This is a genomic window from Xanthomonas sp. NCPPB 3174 (assembly GCF_056725205.1).
Map to the genome: position 1 here is coordinate 1,661,373 of NZ_CM161517.1, position 18,482 is coordinate 1,679,854.

The 18,482-nt window shown below is 69.6% G+C and carries 16 protein-coding genes; 6 read left to right on the forward strand and 10 right to left on the reverse strand.

From position 1 onward, the window contains the following. Nucleotides 1-250: 250 nt before the first annotated feature. The gene (locus AC1PK7_RS07305; RefSeq protein WP_481100858.1) at nt 251-1,078 is read left to right on the forward strand and encodes a DUF4349 domain-containing protein; all 828 of its coding nucleotides are present in this window, start codon (nt 251-253) and stop codon (nt 1,076-1,078) included. A gap of 371 nt (nt 1,079-1,449) precedes the next feature. Here AC1PK7_RS07305 and AC1PK7_RS07310 read toward each other — a convergent pair whose 3' ends face one another. The 4 genes from AC1PK7_RS07310 to AC1PK7_RS07325 form a co-directional block, all read right to left on the reverse strand. Next, nucleotides 1,450-1,743 carry a hypothetical protein gene (locus tag AC1PK7_RS07310; RefSeq protein ID WP_209244258.1) on the reverse strand — a complete coding sequence of 98 codons (294 nt, stop codon included), beginning with the start codon at nt 1,741-1,743 and terminating at the stop codon, nt 1,450-1,452. A gap of 66 nt (nt 1,744-1,809) precedes the next feature. After that, a complete protein-coding gene (locus AC1PK7_RS07315; protein WP_481100340.1) occupies nt 1,810-3,243 on the reverse strand; it encodes a DUF2867 domain-containing protein in 1,434 nt (477 codons plus the stop codon). 30 nt (nt 3,244-3,273) lie between these two features. Next, nucleotides 3,274-3,588 (reverse strand): metalloregulator ArsR/SmtB family transcription factor, encoded by a 315-nt coding sequence (locus AC1PK7_RS07320; RefSeq protein ID WP_019798027.1) that lies wholly within the window; start codon nt 3,586-3,588, stop codon nt 3,274-3,276. A 225-nt stretch (nt 3,589-3,813) separates the two neighbouring features. Continuing rightward, a complete protein-coding gene (locus AC1PK7_RS07325; protein WP_481100341.1) occupies nt 3,814-4,755 on the reverse strand; it encodes a LysR substrate-binding domain-containing protein in 942 nt (313 codons plus the stop codon). 213 nt (nt 4,756-4,968) lie between these two features. Between AC1PK7_RS07325 and AC1PK7_RS07330 the strand changes: the two genes are divergently transcribed. Further along, a complete protein-coding gene (locus AC1PK7_RS07330; RefSeq protein ID WP_481100342.1) occupies nt 4,969-5,895 on the forward strand; it encodes a DMT family transporter in 927 nt (308 codons plus the stop codon). Between the two features lie 208 nt (nt 5,896-6,103). Next, nucleotides 6,104-6,616, forward strand: coding sequence for a DinB family protein (locus AC1PK7_RS07335; RefSeq protein ID WP_481100343.1), 513 nt, complete (start codon nt 6,104-6,106; stop codon nt 6,614-6,616). 30 nt (nt 6,617-6,646) lie between these two features. Here the strand turns inward: AC1PK7_RS07335 and AC1PK7_RS07340 are convergent, their stop codons facing one another. Both AC1PK7_RS07340 and AC1PK7_RS07345 read right to left on the reverse strand, forming a co-directional pair. Then, nucleotides 6,647-7,567, reverse strand: a complete 921-nt coding sequence (locus AC1PK7_RS07340; protein WP_481100344.1) for a peptidylprolyl isomerase — start codon at nt 7,565-7,567, stop codon at nt 6,647-6,649. A 101-nt stretch (nt 7,568-7,668) separates the two neighbouring features. Further along, nucleotides 7,669-9,447 carry an XVIPCD domain-containing protein gene (locus AC1PK7_RS07345; protein ID WP_481100345.1) on the reverse strand — a complete coding sequence of 593 codons (1,779 nt, stop codon included), beginning with the start codon at nt 9,445-9,447 and terminating at the stop codon, nt 7,669-7,671. A 171-nt stretch (nt 9,448-9,618) separates the two neighbouring features. Between AC1PK7_RS07345 and AC1PK7_RS07350 the strand changes: the two genes are divergently transcribed. Further along, nucleotides 9,619-9,984 (forward strand): PadR family transcriptional regulator, encoded by a 366-nt coding sequence (locus AC1PK7_RS07350; RefSeq protein ID WP_420009417.1) that lies wholly within the window; start codon nt 9,619-9,621, stop codon nt 9,982-9,984. Next, nucleotides 9,981-10,910 (forward strand): sensor domain-containing protein, encoded by a 930-nt coding sequence (locus AC1PK7_RS07355; protein WP_481100346.1) that lies wholly within the window; start codon nt 9,981-9,983, stop codon nt 10,908-10,910. The genes AC1PK7_RS07350 and AC1PK7_RS07355 overlap by 4 nt, the downstream gene beginning before the upstream one ends. A gap of 51 nt (nt 10,911-10,961) precedes the next feature. On the opposite strand, the gene AC1PK7_RS07360 is transcribed toward AC1PK7_RS07355, so the two are convergent. Next, the gene (locus AC1PK7_RS07360; protein WP_481100347.1) at nt 10,962-12,272 is read right to left on the reverse strand and encodes a polyhydroxyalkanoate depolymerase; all 1,311 of its coding nucleotides are present in this window, start codon (nt 12,270-12,272) and stop codon (nt 10,962-10,964) included. A gap of 63 nt (nt 12,273-12,335) precedes the next feature. Then, a complete protein-coding gene (locus AC1PK7_RS07365) occupies nt 12,336-12,941 on the reverse strand; it encodes a class I SAM-dependent DNA methyltransferase (RefSeq protein ID WP_481100348.1) in 606 nt (201 codons plus the stop codon). A gap of 81 nt (nt 12,942-13,022) precedes the next feature. Between AC1PK7_RS07365 and AC1PK7_RS07370 the strand changes: the two genes are divergently transcribed. Then, nucleotides 13,023-13,478, forward strand: coding sequence for a CopD family protein (locus AC1PK7_RS07370; RefSeq protein ID WP_481100349.1), 456 nt, complete (start codon nt 13,023-13,025; stop codon nt 13,476-13,478). A 152-nt stretch (nt 13,479-13,630) separates the two neighbouring features. Here AC1PK7_RS07370 and AC1PK7_RS07375 read toward each other — a convergent pair whose 3' ends face one another. Beyond that, a complete protein-coding gene (locus tag AC1PK7_RS07375) occupies nt 13,631-14,590 on the reverse strand; it encodes an acetyl-CoA carboxylase carboxyltransferase subunit alpha (protein ID WP_481100350.1) in 960 nt (319 codons plus the stop codon). A gap of 197 nt (nt 14,591-14,787) precedes the next feature. Next, on the reverse strand, nt 14,788-18,375 hold the full coding sequence (dnaE, locus tag AC1PK7_RS07380) for a DNA polymerase III subunit alpha (RefSeq protein ID WP_481100351.1): 3,588 nt from the start codon (nt 18,373-18,375) through the stop codon (nt 14,788-14,790). Nucleotides 18,376-18,482: the final 107 nt, after the last annotated feature.

Here is an 18,482-nt window from a genome sequence, read left to right on the forward strand (position 1 = left end):
TTCCTGGAATGGGTCGATCAGCCAGAGTAGCGCCGCTGCGGCTGCCAGCGCCCCTGCCATTGGATTACCCTGAAGGCTTTCGCCATTCAGGAGCACTGCAATGCAGGACAAGGGACGTCGCCATCGTGGCCATGTCGCAGGCGATACCGTGTTCGATCCGGAAGCCGCGGCCGCAGCGGCTGGCACGGTCGATGTCGCCGCGCCTGCGCGTCGGCGCTGGTGTCGCTGGGGCGCTTCCCTGGCGCTGGCGGTGTCGATCGCTGCCTGCAGCCGCGGCGGCGAGAGCGCGGCGCCGCCGGCCGCCCATCTCTATTCCGCCGATGCCGCCAGTAGCGCGGCCAGTGCTGCCGAGGCCGCAGCGCGGGCGGCAGAGGCAGCCGTCGCAGCGCCCCCGCCGAGTGGCGACGCGAACGCCGCGCCGTCCCTTGCCTATGAGCACGAGGTCGATGTGGCGCTGCCGGCAGCGCAGATTCCCGCACGGCTCAAGCAGTTGCAGGAACGCTGTCGGACATCCGGTTTCGGAGCATGCACGGTGTTGCAGGTCGAACAGCGCGGCGGCGAGCGGCCACGCGGCGAACTCAGCGTGCGGATCGCGCCCGCCGGGGTCGAGCCGTTGATCGCGCAGGCGGGCCAGGGCGGCCAGATCGAGAGCCGTACCACCCACGCCGAGGACCTGGCGCAGGCGGTGCAGGACAACGACGCGCAGCGCCAGCGCCTGCAGGCCGAGCAGCGGCGCCTGCAGGAGTTCCAGCAGCGCCGCGATCTCAGCGTGGCCGACATGATCGCGCTGTCGGAGAAGCTGGCCGCGGTGGAGACGCAACTGCTCGCCACCAGCCAGGAAGCCGCGCAGCAGCGCCGGCGCCTGGATACGCAGCGGGTGACATTGACGTTCTCGGCGCCGACCGCTGAGCGGAGCCGCAGCGACATCGGCGAGGCGCTGCACGACAGCGGCGAAATCTTCGCCGGATCGATCGCCTGGGCGATTCGCGCCGTGGTGGGCCTGGCCCCGTTCGTGCTGCTCGGCTATGCGCTGTGGCGGCTGATCGCCTGGCGCCGGCGTCGGCGTCGTTCGGCCTAGCGGAGGAAACGGTTCCCGTCCGACGGGATCGGGCGGGAACGGATGGAGGTAATGTGCGAGCAGCGGCGCTGCCATGCGTTGCCGACGGAACGGTGGCACGTCGTCCAGCAGCAGCGGACAATGACGGGGTGCGGGTCGCGGCTGAAGCCGCCTACGGTTCTTCTCGTCTGACACTCAAGCTTGAGCGACAGCAAACCGACTCCTGCTGGGGCTCGCGTTACATTGACTGGGTGCACTGTGGGAGGGACTTCAGTCCCGACGCCTTGAAGTCCGCTACTTGAGGCACGGCTCGCGCCGCTGGAAAGCAAGAATGCTGGCCATGGGCATGCCAGGACGCAGCGCCACGCGGCGCAACGCCCCGGATGCAGGCCTCAGCCTTCGTCCTGTTCGAACTCCACGACCACGTCCAGCTCGAACGCCAGCGCTTCCACGGCCTCGCGCACCTTCTGCGCGGTGGCGGCGTTGCCGGCGTCCACTTCCACTTCGTGGGTTCCCGGTCCCTGGTCGTCGGGCAGGCCGGCGGAGCTGGAATCGTCGTCGTCCATGTGCGGCATCAGGTCGTCGATCTCCTCGACGTGTTCGATGCCGTCCAGGCTCGACAGCAGGTTGATGATGGCGCGGGCGTCGTCCTCGCTGCCGGTGATGCGGATGCGGACCTGGGGCATGGGCCTTCCTCTTGGGGGGAAGGCGCAGGCTAGGCAGGCATCGGCTAAGGCGGGGTGATGACGCGCTCAGCGCACCGTTGCCACCACGTCCGGGCCGGCATGCTCGGCCACCGGCAGCAGCAGCGCCTCGGCGGCCGCGCGCAGCATGGTCGGGGCGATGTAGCGGCGATGCGCGGCAGCGATCAGCGCCATATACAGGTGGCCGAAGCGATTGCGGCAGGCCACACGCGTCTCCAGGCTCAGTTCGGCGCTGCCGTCCTCGCGCAGCGTCACGCCGACGCAACTGCGGAACACCAGGTGGCGGTCGTCGGCACCGAGCAGCACCTGCACGCGCCGCGCCTGCGCTGATGAATCCTGCGCCAGCACCGGGAAGCGCCCGGCGAACAGTTGCTCGCGCTGCGGCGACAGCAGCGAGGACACCGGACAGCCCAGCGGCGAGGTGCGCAGCCGCAGCGGCGCCACCAGCACGTTGCGCAGGCGCATCAGCCAGGTCACGCCACGCGGCGGGTGCTGCAGGAAGCCGTCCAGCAATGCCGCCATCAGCGCGTGCGCGCCCAGCGGCCGCAGCGCCTGCGCCGGTACCTCCAGCCGCACGCTGTCCTGATGATGGTGCGTGGGCAGTTGCTGTTCGAGCAGGGAGCCGGGCAGCAATTGCGGCGTCACCCGCGCGCGAGGTAAGCGTGGCGCCAGCGCGGCGAAGCCGGCCGGATGCCGCCATGCGCCCAGCCGCTGTCGCAGGCGTCCGCTGAGGGCGCGTAGACCGGCACACCATGCCAGGCGACGGCTGCCCGGCGAGGCCGCCAGCGACAGTCGCACGGTCGGTACGGGCAGCGCCTGCGCCTGTGGCGCCGCCAGGAGCGCCGCCACCGGGGCCGGCAGCAGTTCGGTGAGGGTGGCGATGTCGGCAGTACCGGCCAGCACCTGCGCGCGTACGTCCTCGGCAAGCGCGCCGCCGGCTTCGTCGCTGTGGCAGGACAGGGCAAAGAACGCAGGGTGCTCGGACCGAGCGCGCAGCGGCGCGAATTGGTGCCAGGTGCCGCCGCCGAAGCGCACGCTGAACAGGCAATCGGCGGGCAATTCGACATGGCGCAGCGCGGCGAGGAAATGCTGTGGATCTTCCGCCAGCTGCGCCGGCGAGGCGGTGCTGAAACGCAGCAGCGCGCCGCCGCTGCCGGTGATCGCGGTGAACATGCGATGCCCGGCATGGCAGTGGAACGGATGGCCGCCGGCGCCGACCGCGAACGAATACAGCGCGGTGGACTCACCATTGCCGAAATCGGTGCTTGCCAGGCGCGCCGAGGGTTCGTCCAGGGCGTCGCGGAACTGCGGATGCGCACGCTGCCGCAGGCAGGCCTGTGCGATCAGCGGATCGCCGGCGCCGACCCCGAGCTGGGCGATCAGGATGACCTCCACCGGCAGGCCGCCGCTGTAGGAGGGCAGGCGCACCGAGGGAAATCCGGTTTGCGCGGCGGCGTGTTCGCTGAGCGGTGCGGCGGTCATCGGCGGACTCCTGTTGCCGTGGCGGAAGGATCAGGCGGTGCGCTTGGCCTGCCTGCGCGACTCGCGCTTGAGCGGGCCGGCGCTGGGGCAGATCTCGAAGGCGAACCCACTGAGGGTGTTGACCAGGTTGTCGGGGGTGAGCCGGTAGACCACGAACTGGCCGCGGCGCTCGCTCGCCACCAGCCCGGCCGCTTCCAGCACCGACAGGTGCCGCGAGATCGCCGGCGCGCTCATCGCGAAGCGCTGCGCGATCTCGCCGGCGGTGAGTTCCTGTGCCGACAGGTAGGCCAGGATCTCGCGGCGCGGGCGCGAGGCGAGGGCTTCGAAGACGCGGTCGATGGACATCGGAGCTTAGCTAATTAACGAATTAGTTAATTAATGACGTGGTGTGTGCCGCTTGTCAATGGCGTTGGCTGCAGCCCGTGATCCAGTCGATTCGTGTGGTTTCCCGCAGGAGCGGCTTCAGCCGCGACGGGCTTTACCGGTAACGCCGCGTCGCGGCTGAAGCAACTCCTACGACGCGATCGATACCGCGGGTTCCTGCACGTGTGCCCTGCGCTTACGCCCGCGCTAGCCCGCCGTCGGCGGCAACCCGAGCAGTTCCGCCGGCAATGCCGGCAGCGGCGTGCGTTCGTCCAGCGCCTCGCGCTTGAGCCAGTCGATGAAGTGACTGGCGGCCGGGCTGAGCAGGCGGTGGGTGGGATGCACGATGTAGTAGGAATAGCGCGCGGTCAGCGCCGGCCCGGGCAGGCGCACCATTTCGTAGCGCTGCAGGTAGGGTTGGGCGATGTGCTTGCGCGCCAGCACGGCGCCTACGCCGTATACGGCGGCGCGCATCGCATCGGTGCTGTCGTTGAAGGTGTGCATCGGCGGCAGCGCCACGCCGCGCACGCCGGCGGCGCGGAACCAGTCGCGCCAACCCTGCGGCGACATGTCGGTGAGCAGCGGCAACTGTGCGATCTGTTCGGGCCGGTGCAACGTCGCCAGTTGCGGCAGGGCCGGCGAGGCCACCGGGAACAGTGCGTCGTCCATCAGGTGGTGCGAGGTCAGCCCGGGCCAGTCGCCCTGGCCGTAGCGGATTCCGAGCTCGGGGCCACCCTCTTCGAAGCGCGAGAAGGCGGAGTCGGTCTGGATCTCCAGGCGCACGTGCGGATAGGCCTGGCAGAAGCGCGGCAGGCGCGGCAGCAGCCAGCAGTACGAGAGCGAGCGCAACGTGGTGAGGCGCAGCGGCGCGGTGTCGGCCTGCGGATGCAGGTTGCCGGCCACTGCGGCGATGTCGGCCAGCGCCGCGCTGGCGGCATCGGCCAGTTGCCGGCCTTCGGCGGTCAGCTTGACCCCGCGCGCGTGGCGCTGGAACAGCGTGGCGCCGAGCAAGGCTTCCAGGCGCCGCACATGGTGGCTGACCGCACTGGCGGTGAGATGCAGTTCCTCCGCGGCATGGGCGAAGTTCTGGTGGCGCGCCGCGGCGGCGAACACGCCGAGCGCGGGCAGCAGGGACGGGCGCAGTTGCACGGTCAGACACGCGGCAGATTTGTGGCTCGCGACGATACTACGCGCTTGTCGGCCCCGCGGTACGGGGCGATGCTGGCAGCCGAACACGACATGCGCGGCCGGGGGCGATGCGAAGTCGGTGCAAAGGCGCCGACCGGCGTCCGCAACCGGCAGCGAATGCGTGGCGTCGCACGATCGCTGCGGCGCGTTGCCGATCGACCGCGAGCCTCCTCCATGCCTACCGCCGAACCCTCCCTGCAGCCGGCCATCGCCTCGGCCTCTCCCACGCCCGTGTCCGACCCTTCAGTACCGCGCGACTGGCGCACGCCCTTGGAGCTGGGGTTCCTCGGCGTCGTCTGGGGCTGCTCGTTCCTCTTCATGCGCGTGGCGGCGCCGCAGTTCGGCGCCTATGCGCTGGTGGAACTGCGCCTGGCGCTGGGCGCGGCGGTGCTGCTGCCGTTCCTGTGGCTGGCGCGGGCGCGCTTCCCACTGCGGCGCTGGCCGACCCTGGCGGCGATCGGCGTGCTCAATTCCGCCTTGCCGTTCCTGCTGTTCGCGTGGGGCGCGCAGCATGCGCCGGCGGCGATCGGCGCGATCTGCAACGCGATGACGGTGCTGTTCACTGCGTTGATCGCCTTCCTGTTCTTCGGCGAGCGCATCGGCACCCGGCGTGCGCTGGCATTGCTGGTCGGCTTCATCGGCGTGCTGGTCCTGGCCACCGGCAAGTCGGCCGGGCTCAGCGTCGGTCCGTCCGCCTTCGCCGGCGCCACCGCCTCGTTGCTGTACGGCATCGGCTACAACCTGGTGAAGCGGCACATGGGCGACCTGCCGCCGGCCGCGTCGGCGGCGGCCACGCTCGGCTGCAGCGCGCTGCTGCTGGCGCCGCTGGCGTGGACGCATTGGCCGGCCGCGCCGGTGTCGGCGCTGGCCTGGGCCTGCGCGGGCGGCCTGGGCGTGGTCTGCACCGGCCTGGCCTACCTGATGTACTACCGGCTGATCCAGCGCATCGGCCCGGCCCGCGCCTCGACCGTGACCTACCTGATCCCGGTGTTCGGCGCGCTGCTGGCCTGGTGGTTCCTGGGCGAGCCGCTGACCTGGACCATGCTGCTGGCCGGTGCGCTGATCCTGGGCAGCGTCGCCTTCAGCCAGCGCGCGCGGTAGGGCCTGGCATCCAGTCCCTGGCCACATCGCCGGTTGGCTTGGGCCTGCCAGGTGCCGCATGGCGGCGTCGGAACGCGAGCGCAGGTCCGCGGACACGATGGCCGATCCGCAGAGAGCAGGCGTGGGTGAGATGCAGGATACTGGCGCGGACGCGTGGTGCAGCCGCAAACGCCGCGTGGCACGACCACCTGGCCTGGAGGACGACGCAATGACCGAGTCCCTGCTCGCATCGCAGTTCGCTTTCAAGGCGTGGGCCAACGCCGAGATGCTGCAGGCGCTGGCGCAGATCGATGCGGCTGCGTATCCGGCGCAGCGTCAGCGTGCGATCCGGCTGTTGAACCATACCTACGTGGTGGACCGGATCTTCGCCGCGCACCTGGACGGCGGCACGCACGCATACACCGCGAGCAACACGCCGCAGACGCCGGAGCTGGAGGCGCTGGGTGCGGCGGTGACCGAATCGGACCGGTGGTATGCCGACTACGTCGCCCGGCTCGACGCGCCCGCCTTGCAGCAGACGCTGGCGTTCCGTTTCACCGATGGCGATGCCGGCCGCATGAGCCGCCAGGAAATGCTGTTCCACGTGCTCGCGCATGGTGCCTTCCATCGCGGCAACATTGCCATGCTGCTGACCGAATGCGCCGTGGAGCAGCCGCGCGAACTGTTCACCCGTTTCCTGCACGCGCAGCAGCCGCAGCGGCGCAGCGTCGGCGGCGCCTGAGCGCGCGCCGTCCGGCGCGCGCATGACGCGTCACTTCGGCGGCGTACGCACCGGCAGCGGCACGTTGCACAGGTCGATGTGGCCGGCCGGACGCTTGTAGAAATCGTCGCGGCGGTTGCGCCGCGCCTCGGCCACCTCGCGGAAGGTGCGGCTATCGGTGCGCAGCAGTTGCAGCGGCGTGCGCTCGGCGTCCGGCACGTCGCTGGCCAGGCGGATCGCGCGAATCGGCGTGCGCTGCTCGGGTTTTTCGTAGAAGCCCATCGGGTCCGGCCCGCGTGGGATCACGCTGAGCAGTTCCATGCCCTTGACCACGCGGCCGACCACGGTGATGTTGCGGTCCAGTTGCCGCGGCGACTGCCCGGTGACCACGTACAGTTCGGCGCCGATGCTGCTGTCTTCGTCGTTGTTGCGGCCGGCACCCACGGTGCCGTAGCAATGCGCCAGCCAGGCGGTGCCGTCCTTGGGGTCGCGCGCCACCGGAAAGCCGTCGACGAAGCCCACCTGCGGCGCCCAGCCGTCGCGGTCGGGCAGGGGCTGGAACGCCAGGCCCGCGGCCGGGCGCTGGAATTCGGCGGGCAGGTGGGTCTTGGCGCTGCCCAGCGACTTGGCCTTGCCCGGCTCCTCGCCGTCGGGGTCGCCGAACTGCACCACGAAATTGTCCTGCGAGCGGTAGATGCTCAGGCCGTCCCAGAAGTGCTCGTGGGCCAGGGTGCGGATGTTGCCGACGTGCTGCGGCGCGAACGCCGGCGCCAGTTCGATGATCACCCGGCCGGTGTCCAGCTCCAGGTACAGCGTGTTGGCCGGATCCAGCGTGCGCCAGTCGCTGGGCTTGGATGCGTCGAGGATCTGTTGCGGGCTGCGGTACGGCACGGCCGGCGGTGGTGGCCCCGCCCATGCGGCGGAGGCGGACAGCGACAACGCGAGGGCGAGCAGGGAAGTGCGCAGCGGCATGAGGGCGGCCCGGTCGGTGAGCGCTCGATTCTCACCGAAGCGGTGGCCGCTGCCAATGCACCGGTGGCACGGCACGATTGCCGCGCCGCCGACAGGCGCGCCTACGACAGCGCGCGCTTCTGCGGTTCCTGCGTGTCCTGCACTGGCGCCTGGCTCGGCGTCGGGGGCAGTGCGGCCAGTTGCCTGGCGCTTTCGGCGGCCGGGATGGTCGCCGCCTGCGCGGCGTCCACGTAGGCCACGCGCTTGTCGGCGGCCATCGGGTCGCCCTGCACCGCGAACACGCGGCCGTTGTCGTTGCGCAGGACGTGATCGACCTGGGTCAGGCCATCGCGCCGGGCCGCCAGCAGCAGGCCGCTCGCGACGTTGGCGTCGTAGGGCGTGAGCTTGCGTTCGATCGCCTGCTGCATCGCCTGCTGTTGCGGATCGGCGGCGGCGCGCGCATCGGGCGGGGCGGCGGTGGTCGGGGCAGCGCGCGTGGGCGCTGACGGTGATGGCGGGTCGGCGCGGTCGACCTGCGCGTCGATGCGCACCAGGTCGCCGCCCGGCGTGCCGCCGGCGCTGCTGGACACACGGAACAGGCGCTCGCTCAGGCCGTACTGGGAATTGCCCAGGTTGCGCGCCAGGCCGATCGCGAAGTCCTGCGGACTCTGCTTTGCGTACTCGGCAGCCTCATGCGCGGTCATCGGACTGGCCTGGGCGGCGCGCTGGTATTGCTGGCGCAGTGCGTCCATCTGCTGCTCGGAGAAGCGCAGGGTGGCGTTCTGGCCGGCCGCGATCGGCGTATCGGCCGAGGCGGTGTCCTTGCCGGTGAGCGCGGCGTTGAGCAGTTGCGCCTGGTTGTGGTCGACCTTGTCGAAGGTGAACTGATAGCTGCGTTCGTCCACGCGCTCCTTGCCCGCCGGGTCGAACTGACGGGTCAGGGTCATCGGCACGTTGCCGGCGTACTGCACCTTGCCGACCACGCTAGAGCTGCCGTCGGCATAGGTGGTGCGCACGTTCTCGCCAGTGTTGCGCTGGCCGCCCAGTTCGGCCTTGAACGGACCCAGGCCGAGTTGCGCGCGGGTCTCCGAACTCATGGTCAGGCTTTCGACCTTTTGCACGTCGGTGACCCCTGGCGCGTTGGCGGCAAGTCGGCCGCTGGCCAGAAAGTCGCGATAGGCGGCTTGTGCCTGCGGCTCGCGCAGGTCGAAGGTGGCGGTGCGCATGGTCGCCTGGCCCAGCGCATCCTGGCGGCCGAGCATGGCCTGGGCGACGTCGGTCTTCAGGCCCACGGCCTCCAGCCGCTCCACCGCCTGGGTCGGGCCGACCGCGACGCGCACGTGGTCGGCATCCACACGCTGTACTGCATAGCTCATGCCGGCCGCGTCGGTGCGCTCGCTGGACGTGGCGATGCCGCGGAACGCGGCCTCCATCGAAGTCTTGGCGAACACCTGGCCGTCGAGCTTGACGCTGCCGCCTTCCGGGATGGTGCCGGGGTCGAAGGGGTTCACCCGCGCAGCAGCGTCGGCCGTGGCCTCGCCGCGCAGCCGGACTTCATAGCGGCCACGCTCGCCGGTGGCCTGGGTCAGGCTGCCGTCGGCGGCCAGGCGCCCGGCTTTGAAGTCGCCCTGGATACGATGGCCCTGGGTGAACTCCATCTCGACGTTGAACACCGTGTCGCCGTTTTCCTGCTTGCGGCCGGCGCCGACCTTGCCGGTATGCACCGCCGCGTATTCCAGCGGGCCGTACTTGGCCTCGGCGGCCGTGCGGCTGTATTCGACCGAGGCCGAACCGGCCTCTGGATCGCGCTTGAAGGCGCCGGTCGAGAACTGATTGCCGGAACCGGCGAAGCTGGCCTCGGTGGCCTGCCCGGGCTGTGGGGTGGCGGGCGTCGAACTCATGCGTGACCTCCTGGATGGCATGCACAAAGGAAGGTCCCGCAGTGTAGTCAGCGCGGTGTTGCCGAAACGTTTGTCGCCGGGAACGCCAGCGGGAGCGGCGCCTATGACCAACGGCACAGGGGCTATGTCGAACTCTGCACTAGTATCCACTTCAACCTAGTGAGGGGCGCCATGGTCGAGCCGGATGCGCAGCTGAAGAAATTCCAGAAGGAGCTGAGCGCCGGCACCGTGTCGCTGGCCCTGCTGGCGGTGCTGGCCGCCGCCGAGGCGCCGCTATACGGCTATCTGATCGCCAAGCGCATGGAGCAGGTGGGCGAGGGCGTGCTCAGCGGCAAGCAGAGCGCGCTGTACCCGGTGCTGCGCAACCTGGAGGCGGCGGGGTTGCTGTCCAGCCATGTCGAACCGTCGGTGGCCGGGCCGCCACGGCGTTACTACCGCATCACCGCGGCGGGTCTTTCCACGCTGCGGCAATGGGCCGCGGCGTGGCGCGCCACCCGCGATTCCGTCGATTCCGTGCTGAAGGGGATTTCAGAATGAGCAGCGCACACACCGCACCACGGCCCTTGCCGACCACCATTCCCGACTACCTGGCGCAACTGCGTGCGGCATTGGGCGGCGCCGACCCCGCGCTGATCCAGGACGCGCTGTACGACGCGGAGGAATACCTGCGTTCGGAGCTGGCCGAGCAGCCCGGCAAGAGCGAGGCCGAGGTCATCGCCGGCGTCGCCGGCAGCTACGGCGCGCCGGAGGAGGTGGCCGAGATCTACCGCGATACCGAGGTCACGGTCAGCCGCGCGCTGAAGCCGCCGGCGCCGCCCAAGCGCAAATCGTTGCTCGGTCGCTTCTTCGGCGTGGTCGCCGACCCGCGCGCTTACGGCAGCCTGTTCTACATGCTGCTGTCGCTGGTCACCGGCATCTTCTACTTCACCTGGCTGGTGACCGGCGTCAGCGTGTCGGCGGGCTTGCTGATCCTGATCATCGGGGTGCCGCTGCTGGTGCTGTTCTTCGGTTCGGTGCGGCTGCTGTCGCTGGTGGAGGGCCGCGTGGTGGAAGTCCTGCTGGGCGAGCGCATGCCACGCCGGCCGCTGTACAGCGCACCCGAACAGCCGTGGCTGCAGCGCATCGGGCAGATGTTCACCGATGCGCGCACCTGGACCACGATGCTGTATTTCCTGCTGATGCTGCCGCTGGGGATCTTCTACTTCACGGTCTTCGCGGCCTTGCTGAGTACGTCGCTGCTGATGCTGCTGGCGCCTGCCGCGCTGTTTGCCCCGGATGTCGCGGATCTGACCGTTCATGTCGGTCCGCTGCACTGGATCGGCAGCGAGGCGTGGCTGCCGTTGCTGCTGGCCAGCGTGCTGGGCGCAGCGCTGTTCTTCGTCACCCTGCACCTGTCGCGCGGCTTCGGCAAGGCGCATGGCCTGCTCGCCAAGCACCTGCTGGTGCGCAGCGAGGCGCCCTGATGTCCTGATGCACGATCGCCCGCGGCGGGGTCGCCGCGGGCGAGATGCCGCTCAGCCGGCCTTGCGGCTGCCGCGGCGCTTGAGCGGGGTGACGTTGCCGGCCGTCGGCGCGCGGCTGGCGCCGGCATTGGCGGCGATGAAGCTGCGCACCTGCGGATACACGATGTCGCGCCAGCGGCGGCCGCTGAAGATGCCGTAGTGGCCGGCGCCTTGCACTTCCAGATGCTGGCGGCGCGCGGCAGGGATGCCGGTGCACAGGTCCTGCGCGGCGGCGGTCTGGCCCAGGCCGGAGATGTCGTCCAGCTCGCCTTCGATGCTGAGCAGCGCGGTGTCGCGGATCGCGGCCGGGTCGACGCGTTCGCCGTCGATCACCCATTCCCCGCGCGGCAGCAGGAACTCCTGGAACACCACGCGGATGGTGTCCAGGTAGTAGGTGGCCGGCATGTCCAGCACCGCGTTGTACTCGTCGTAGAAGCGGCGGTGCGCCTCGGCGTCCTGCAGGTCGCCCTTGACCAGGTTGGCGTAGAAATCCCAGTGCGACATGAAGTGCCGGCTGGGGTTCATCGCCAGGAAGCCGATGTGCTGCAGGAAGCCCGGATAGACGGCGCGGCCGTGGCCGGGGTAGGCCGGCGGCACGGTGTGGATGACGTTGTGCTCGAACCAGGACAGCGGGTTGCGCGTGGCCAGGTTGTTGACCTCGGTGGGGCTGCGGCGCGCGTCGATCGGCCCGCCCATCATCACCAGCGAGCGCGGCGTGGTCTCGCCGCGTCCGGCCATCAGCGACACCGCCGCCAGCACCGGCACGGTCGGCTGGCACACGCTCATCACGTGCAGCGATTCGGCGCCGATGTGGCGGATGAAGTCCTGCACATAGCGCACGTAGTCGTCCAGGCCGAAGTCGCCTTCGGACTGCGGCACCATGCGCGCATCGATCCAGTCGGTGACGTAGACCTTGTGGTCGCGCAGCAGGGTGCGCACGGTGTCGCGCAGTAGCGTGGCGTGGTGGCCGGACAGCGGCGCCACCACCAGTACGGCCGGCTGCTTCTTGAGTCCGTCCACGACCTTGGCGTCGTCGCTGAAGCGCTTGAAGCGCAGCAGGCGGCAGAACGGCTTGCGCAGCACTTCCTGCTCGACGATCGGCAGCGCGTGGCCGTCGACCTCGACATGGTCCAGCGCCCAGGCCGGCTTCTCGTAGTCCTTGCCCAGGCGGTGCATCAACTCGTTGCTCGCGGCCAGGCGCTCGGCGCCGGGCAGCGTCGACCACAGGCTGTTGGGGTCGGAGAAGATCTTGGCGTTGGCTTCGGCCTGATGCACCCAGGGGGCGAGCAGGTTACGGGTCAGTTCGTGCCACTGGTAGAGCATGCCGGTGTTTCCATCCTGAGCGTATGCTGCCGTGCAGCATAACGCATCCGCGCGGTTTGCACCTTAATGGGGCACCAGACCAATCGTCTCCAGCGCCGCCGCATCGCCCGCCAGCGCTGGCGCCAGCCAGCAATGACTGCCCACCGGGCGCAGCCCGAGCGCACCGAACTGGCGCCGGTACCAGCGCGCCGCGCGGGGCTGGAAGCCGGCGTGGTCGCCGTCGAAGTCGTCTTCGGCGGCGAAGGTCTCCAGGAACGCCACGCCGCCGCACAGCTCCACCAGGCCGGGCAGGCCCTGGCGCAATTCGCGGCCGGGCACGTAGTGCAGCACGTCCGAGCACACCAGCAGGTCCACCGGCGCGCATGGCCGCAGCCAGGCGAAATCGCCGAAGCGCGCCGGGTGCAGGTTGCGGTGGCGGCCATAGCGGGCGACGGCGTAGTCGCTGCTGTCGAAGCCGAGATAGCGCAGCTTCGGCCGCAGCTTGAGCAGCGGCGCGCGCCAGGCGCCTTCGCCGCAGCCGATGTCGAGCACGCTGCGGATCGGCCGTTCCAGGTAGTACTCGGCCTGGGCCACGGCGAGTGCGACCTTGCGCGCCAGGCGCGCGGCGTCGCCGATGCCGTCGCGGCGATACCAGCGCTGGAAGTAGTCGGCGTCGTACTGTTTGTCCATGCGGGCGTGTGGTCCGTGCGGGCGCCGGACGAATCGGCGAAAATGGCCGCACATCCTACGCCAGCGACCTGGAGCCAGCGCATGCAACTCTACCTGTGGATCAAGTCCCTGCATCTGCTGTTCGTGATTGCATGGATGGCGGCGGTGTTCTACCTGCCGCGGATCCTGGTCAACATCGCCGAGAGCGCAGGCCAGCCGCAGGTGCAGGAACGCCTGGCGCTGATGGGGCGGCGCCTGTACCGCTTCGGCCACAGCATGTTCGGCCTGGCGCTGGTGCTGGGGCTGACCCTGTGGCTGGGCTACAAGGTGCTGCCGGACTTCCCGACCATGGTCGCCCCCGGCCACAGCGGCTGGCTGCACGCCAAGCTTGGCCTGGTCGCGTTGATGCTGGCCTACTACATCTTCACCGGCCGCTGGCTCAAGCGCGTCGGCCAGGCCGGCGCACTGCCGTCCTCGCGCGCCCTGCGCCTGTTCAACGAGGTGCCGGTGCTGGCGCTGCTGGTGGTGATCTGGCTGGTGTTGGCGAAGCCGTTTTGAGCGGGGATTGGGGATTCGGGATTCGGGATTCGCAAGAGCGGGGTCTTCCAGCCTGGTATTGATCGCGGCTACCCACAACACTTGGGCGCCGGGAACGGGCTTTTACGAATCCCCAATCCCGACTCCCCAATCCCGAGGCGCCGACCGGCGCCTCACGCCGTCTCGTACGCGCCGTAGCTGCGCAGGCGCGCGTAGCGCTTCTCCAGCAACTGCGCGATCGGCAGCTGTTCCAGGGCGTCCAGTTCGTTGAGCAGGACCGCCTTCAGGCGCTTGGCCATCTGCGTCGGGTTGCGGTGGGCGCCGCCGATCGGTTCGCGGATCACCTTGTCGACCAGGCCCAGCGTGGACAGGCGCTTGGCGGTCAGGCCCAGTTGCTCGGCGGCGTCCTTGGCCTTGGAGGCGTCTTTCCACAGGATCGAGGCGCAGCCTTCCGGCGAGATCACCGAGTAGGTGCCGTATTCCAGCATCAGGGTGCGGTCGCCCACGCCGATCGCCAGCGCGCCGCCGGAGCCGCCTTCCCCGATCACGGTGCAGATCACCGGCACCTTCAGTTCGGCCATTTCCAGCAGGTTGCGCGCGATCGCCTCGCTCTGGCCGCGCTCCTCGGCGCCGATGCCGGGGTAGGCGCCGGGGGTGTCGATGAAGGTCAGCAGCGGCAGCTTGAAGCGCTCGGCCAGCTTCATCAGGCGCAGCGCCTTGCGGTAGCCCTCCGGGCGCGGCATGCCGAAATTGCGCGCGATCTTGCTCTTGGTGTCGCGGCCCTTCTGGTGGCCGATGATCACCACCGCGCGGCCGTCGATGCGGCCCAGGCCGCCGACGATGGCCTTGTCGTCGGCGAACGCGCGGTCGCCGGCCAGTTCCTGGAACTCGTCGCAGAACACGTTGATGTAGTCCAGCGTGTACGGGCGCTGCGGATGCCGCGCCAACTGCGAGATCTGCCACGAGGACAGGTCGCGGAAGATCTGCGCCGTGCGCACCCGCAGCTTGTCTTCCAGCGCGCTGACCTCGGCATCGACGTTGACCGCCGGACCGGTGCTGGCACTGCGCAGTTCCTGGATCTTGGCTTCCAGATCGGCGATGGGTTGCTCGAAGTCGAGGTAGTTCGGGTTCATTGGAAGCCGTGGAGAACGTGAAGTGGGGAGTTTAGCCGAATGCGGGGGTGTGGCCCGTACGGGGGGGGACGGGGGAAAAGCCGTGAATGGGGAATCGGGAATGGGGAATCGGAAGAGCGGAGCGATTCCTTGCGATCCTCACCACTGCCGGGAGGCCGGCTGTTCCGATTCCCGACTCCCGATTCTCCATTCCCGGCTCACGCCCACGGCGGGCTGTACTTGACCTTCACCGCGCGCACCGCCGGGTCGCCGCGCAGGGCGTCGAGCAGTTGCGGGTCCACGCGCACCGAATGGCTGCCGTTGAGGTCGAGCATGCCGGCGATGCCGCCCTGCGCCGACTGCAGCAGCAGGTCCAGGCGCAGGGGGGTCTTGCCCGGGCGGTGGCGGGCCAGCAGGCCGTCGATGCGCGGCCAGGCGCTGCGCTGGCGCAGGTCCAGGCGCAGCGACAGGCGCTGCGCGTGGTGCGTGCAGATCTGCTCGTAGTCCCAGCACTGGCGGATGCGCATCGCGTAGCCGCCGTTGAATTCGTCCTCGCGCACGCCGCCCTTGACGATGAGGATGCGGTCGCGGGTCAGCAGGTGGCCGAACTCGGCGATGGCGTCGGAGAACGCGCTGCACTCGATGCGGCCGCGGCCGTCCTCCAGTTGCACGAACACCTGGCTGTCGCCCTTGCGGCGCACGCCGACCACCTGGCCGGCGAGGATCGCGCTGACCTCCGGGCGCCAGGCGCGCTTCTCGCCATCGCCACCACCACCGCGGCCGCCGCCGGATTGCGCGCAGATCTTCTCCAGCGCGCTCAGGTCGCAGCCGACCAGCTCGCGCACTTCGTCGCGGTACGGATCGAACGGATGCCCGCTGAGGTAGAAGCCCAGCGTTTCGCGCTCACCGGCCAGCAACTGGCCCAGCGGCCATTCCTTGCTTTCCGGCAGGTCCAGGCGCAGCGCCGGGGCGCTGGTATCGGCGCCGCCGAACAGCGAGTTCTGCCCGGAGGCGCGCTCGCGCGCCATCTGCTCGGTGGCTTTCATCACCTCCGGCAACTGCAGCATCAGCGTGGCGCGGTTGGCGCCCAGCCCGTCCATCGCGCCGGCGTTGATCATCGCCTCGAGGGTGCGCTTGTTGAGCTTGGCCGATTCCACGCGGGTGCAGAAATCCAGCAGCGAGGCGTACTCGCCGCCGCGCTCGCGCTCGGCCACGATCGCCTCGCAGGCGCCGCGGCCCACGCCCTTGATCGCGCCCAGGCCGTACTGGATGGTGTCCGGCGTGGCCGCCTCGAACATGTACGCCGAGGCGTTGATGCGCGGCGGCAGCACGGTCAGGCCGAGGTTGCGCACCTCGTCGAGGAAGCCGACCACCTTGTCGGTGTTGTCCATGTCCGAGGACAGCGTGGCCGCCATGAACTCGGCCGGGTAGTGGCGTTTCAGCCACGCGGTCTGGTAGCTGACCAGCGCGTAGGCGGCGGCGTGCGACTTGTTGAAGCCGTAGCCGGCGAACTTCTCCATCAGGTCGAAGATCTCGTCGGCCTTGGCCTCGCCGACGCCACCCTTGGCCGCACCCTCGCGGAAGATCTCGCGGTGCTTGGCCATTTCCGCCGGCACTTTCTTGCCCATCGCGCGGCGCAGCAGGTCGGCGCCGCCCAGCGAGTAGCCGCCGACGATCTGCGCCATCTGCATCACCTGCTCCTGGTACACCATGATGCCGTAGGTGTCCTTCAGGATCGCTTCGGTGCGCGGATCGGGATAGACGATCTCTTCCTGGCCGTGCTTGCGCGCGTTGAACGAGGGGATCAGGTCCATCGGGCCGGGGCGGTACAGCGACACCAGCGCGATCAGGTCCTCGAAGCGGTCGGGGCGGGCGTCCTTCAGCAGCCGGCGCATGCCCGAGGATTCGAACTGGAACACCGCGCCGGTGTTGCCCGAGGCGAAGATGCCCTTGTAGGTCGGCGCGTCGTCGAGCGGGATCGCGGCGATCTCCACCGGCGGAATGCCGGCGCGCGCGTGGCGCACGTTGATCGCCTTCACCGCCCAGTCGATGATGGTCAGGGTGCGCAGGCCGAGGAAGTCGAACTTGACCAGGCCGACCTGTTCGACATCGTCCTTGTCGAACTGGGTGACCGGGTTCTTGCCGAGGTTGTCGACGTCGTGTTCGGCGAACAGCGGGCAGAAGTCGGACAGCGGGGTCGGCGCGATCACCACGCCGCCGGCGTGCTTGCCGGCGTTGCGGGTCAGGTCCTCGAGCTGCCGCGCCAGGTCCATCAGGTCGCGGACGTCGTCCTCGGCCTGGTAGCGCTGGATCAGCTCCGGCGAGGCCATCTCGCTGTCCTTGCCTTCGCCCATCGCATCCTTCAGCGTGATGCCGAGGATGTTGGGGATCAGCTTGGCGACGCCGTCGACCAGGCCGTACGGGAAGCCGAGCACGCGGCCGCAGTCGCGCACCACCGCCTTGGCCGCCATGGTGCCGTAGGTGATGATCTGGCTGACCCGGTCGCGGCCGTACTTGCGCGCCACGTAGTCGATCACCTCGTCGCGGCGATCCATGCAGAAGTCGATGTCGAAGTCGGGCATCGACACGCGTTCCGGGTTGAGGAAGCGCTCGAACAGCAGGTTGTACGGCAGCGGGTCCAGGTCGGTGATCTGCAGCGCCCACGCCACCAGCGAGCCGGCACCGGAGCCGCGGCCCGGGCCGATCGGGATGCCCTGGTTCTTGCCCCACTGGATGAAGTCGGCCACGATCAGGAAGTAGCCGGGGAAGCCCATCTTGATGATGGTGTCCAGCTCGAACTCGAGCCGGTCCACGTAGTCCTGGCGGGTCTTGCCGGGCGCCAGCGGGTTCTTCTCCAGGCGCGCGGCCAGGCCGTCGCGCGACTGGCTGCGGATCCAGCTGTCCAGCGTCTCGTCGTCGGGCACCGGATAGGCGGGCAGGAAGTACGTGCCCAGCTGCATCTCGATGTTGCAGCGTTGCGCCAGCGCCAGGGTGTTGTCGATCGCGTCGGGGATGTCGGCGAACAGCGCGGCCATCTCTTCGGCCGACTTCAGGTACTGCTGGTCGCTGTAGTCGCGCGGGCGCTTGGGGTCGTCGAGCACGCGGCCGGAGGAGATGCACACGCGCGCCTCGTGCGCGGCGAAATCGCTGGCGTACAGGAAGCGCACGTCGTTGCTGGCGATCACCGGCAGGCCGCGGGTGCCGGCGGCGTGCAGGGCGAACTGGTTGAACGCCTCCTCGCCGTCGCGGCCGGTGCGGGTCAGTTCCAGGTGCAGGCCATCGCCGAAGATGCGCTGCCAGTCGGCCAGTTGCTGCTCGGCCAGGTCGTGGCGGCCTTCGCTGGCCAGGCGCCCGGCCAGGCTCTCGCGGCCGGCCAGCGCGAACAGGTTGTCGCTGCCGGTCTGCAGCCATTCCGGGCGCAGCGCCACGCCGCCTTCGTTGCGGTGGCCTTCCAGCCAGGCGCGGGTCAGCAGCCGCGACAGGCTGAGGTAGCCGTCGCGGTTGCGGCACAGCACGGTCAGCCGCCACGGCGCCTGGGTGCCGTCGGCGATCAGCAGGTCGGCGCCGGCGATCGGCTTGATGCCCACGCCCTCGGCGGCCTTGTAGAACTTGACCAGCGCGAACAGGTTGTTGAGGTCGGTGACCGCCAGCGCGGGCAGGTCCAGTTCCACCGCGCGGCTGAGCAGGTTGGCCTGCTTGGCTTTCTTCGGGTCAGCCTGATCCGGTTTCTCGGGCACACGGATGGTCGAATCCGCCAGCGAGAACTCGGTGTGGATGTGCAGATGGGCGAAGCGGGAAGTGGACATGCGGAACCAGAGCGATGCCCGGGCAGGGTAGCGGCGGGGGGCGAGCCGGGCAAGGCTTGACAGCGAGGGGCGGGGATTGGGGATTGGGGATTGGGGATTGGGGATTG